Here is a 2587-nt window from a genome sequence, read left to right on the forward strand (position 1 = left end):
CCGATTTTTTGCATGAAAACCGCAAAGAAAATCACGGTCTAGGCTCATGCGTTGGGAGCAGCTTAAATTGATCTTGTTCAGCAAGCCCTATTTATGCACTATAATACCCAACGAGTATTTTATAGGGGGTATATGTCGAACGGTTGGACAGCGTGGGTTGAGTTTATGTCTACTGCAAATGGGGGGCCAGGCAGCGGATTTAATGCAGACATGGTCGACGGAAAACATTCGAGTGATTTTGCACCAGTTGCGTCGCCTAATTTTTCCGGTACTGTCACAATGACCGGGGATATTATAATGGCGCAGACTAATCTATGGAATGCCGGAAACGTATCTGCCATTAATCTTCTTCCCGATTCTGGTAGATTCATGGGTAATGACCAAGAGCCTTTAGCACAGGCATCTAACGCCCCTTTTACGGCTCCGTCCACATTTGCGCCTTATAACGGAGGAACCATTGCCTCAGGTGGAAAGTTCATTCATGATAATACAGACTTTGGAGGCACAAGGGGCAATATGACTTCCGACGTCATATCTCTTTTGAGCGCCATGCCAAGTAATCCGTCAAGACGATACGGTGTAGAGTTTTATATAGCTACTATCACCCAAGGAACTGGCACTAACGTTCCGCATCCTACAGTTTCTTCCGCCTATTTGCTAACTTCTAATAACGGATTTTCTATGGGCGGGTCCGGAAAATATGTTACTTGGTCATTCTGGATTCGCCTAAAGTCAGGAACAAATGTCATTATCGATAAAAAATTGAAGCTGTATAAGAACGGGGTAGAGATGTCTTCCTACGTAACCTTGGGGCCATCCGATGGCTGGGTTCATATACAAACTACTTCCGATGTATCTATTGGATATGACAATGCTGCTCCGGCTATCTTTGCTAAGGCGGGAGACGTCGTACAACTCGCTCTTCCTGTAGTTTCTTTGGGAGGCACAGGCGTTGGAATCCATACATCTCCAATACCGCGTGCATCTCTCGGTTATGTTGCAGCGCCATTGGCCTCTCCAGCACTTACAGGAACGCCGACAGCTCCGACGGCAACGGTAGGGACGAATACGACGCAAATCGCAACAACCGCGTTTACCGTGCAGGAGATTATATCGAGATCGCGGGCAAACATACTTGCAACTCCACCCGCTGAAAGCGACCCGATTACGGTTTATCCTAGTGGACTTTCCATGACATTTGTAGGCGCTGGCAGCGGGTGGACACCGAACGGCGGGTATGGGACCGTAATTACCTACAATGTAAGCGATGGGCGTTCGTTTCAGTGGTTCATGACTCACGGGTCGGGGGCTGACAAGTCATCCTCATGGATTAGGGTTTACTATACTGGTTGGTCGGCCTGGGCAAAAATGATTACCGACGTTGATTACACAGCTGCCGACGTGCTCGCAAAGATCAAGACGGTCCACGGGCCCGGCAGTGGCCTTAATGCCGACATGGTGGACGGAAAGCACGCGAGTGATTTCGCGGGAAAAGCCGCATCCGTCAGCGAGTTCAATGTCAGCGCGGCAGACACGTCGACAACCGCTCTCAGTTACGTCACAACTGCAGCTGGCAACTACCAAGTGTTAGTCTATTTGCGGGTGACAGCCACGACGACGGTTACGCTATGGGTAACATATACGGACGTATCTGGGGCGCAGCAGACAAATCTAGTTACAAATCAATCATTTACCGCAGGCAGCTACAGTCTGCTTCCCCTGTTCATAAATAACACGTCCGGAACAGGGATTAACGTCCGTATTTCTTGCAGTAATGCGAATACCGTAAAAGTTTCCGCTTCAATCGTGGGGGTGTAAAAATTGGCGCAACTTTATATTCCAGGAACTGCAGCGCCCGCCGACGTACTTTCTGGCAAATCGTTCAGCGCTGGCACCAATTATATCGCCTCTGGAGCGATGCCGAATAATGGAGCTGTTACGATCACCCCAAGCGCCTCCGCTCAAACCATTCCGGCCGGCTACCATAACGGTTCCGGCAAAGTAAACGCGGTTACCTTCGACGCATCGAAGGTTCTGACCGGGACCACGATTGCAGGGACGGCGGGCACGATGAGTAATAGGGGGGCTATGGTCATTACGCCTTCGACCACTTCCCAAGGCATCCCGGAGGTTATCACGACGGGAACGGCTATGTCAAGGGAGACGCTAACCTAATCGCGGCGAACATCCTGAGCGGCAAGAGTATATTCGGCGTCGCAGGTTCGGTGATCGCGGGCAAACGTTTTGCTACCGGTACAGTATATCCTTCAAATAACATCGCAACTGTTTCCGGGTTGTCATTTCTACCAAGAATTATTCTTATGTGGTATCACGAAGATACCAATCCTACTTTTATTAGTGGGTATTTTACTCTATATTCCGCAGACAATGGTACGGATGTGAATGGAAAATACCGTTTCTGTATACCAACAGCCAGCGGCGTTTCGACGTATGTCTTAGATGGCACGACGTATTATGTTAACAACGGAGGCTTTAGAAGTCCGGTGAAAAAGTCCGCCAAGCAGGCTTTTACCACGGTTTTGTCGAATTATACAGTAACACGACCATTGAAAGAGTGATTGAGCAT

At 49.0% G+C, this 2587-nt stretch carries 2 protein-coding genes; both read left to right on the forward strand.

Annotated features, from left to right (window positions below):
• Positions 1–165 precede the first annotated feature (165 nt).
• Entirely contained in the window at positions 166–1818 is a 1653-nt protein-coding gene (locus tag G485_RS29380; protein ID WP_156922454.1) for a hypothetical protein, read from the forward strand.
• Between the two features lie 3 nt (positions 1819–1821).
• The gene (locus G485_RS27150; protein WP_051318374.1) at positions 1822–2175 is read left to right on the forward strand and encodes a hypothetical protein; all 354 of its coding nucleotides are present in this window, start codon (positions 1822–1824) and stop codon (positions 2173–2175) included.
• Positions 2176–2587 lie beyond the last annotated feature (412 nt).

Source organism: Cohnella thermotolerans DSM 17683, from assembly GCF_000429825.1.
Lineage (GTDB): Bacteria > Bacillota > Bacilli > Paenibacillales > Paenibacillaceae > Cohnella > Cohnella thermotolerans.

Coding starts and splice junctions, on each gene's coding strand:
- G485_RS29380 (WP_156922454.1), top strand. CDS start 166: ATGTCTACTGCAAATGGGGGGCCAGGCAGCGGATTTAATGCAGACATG.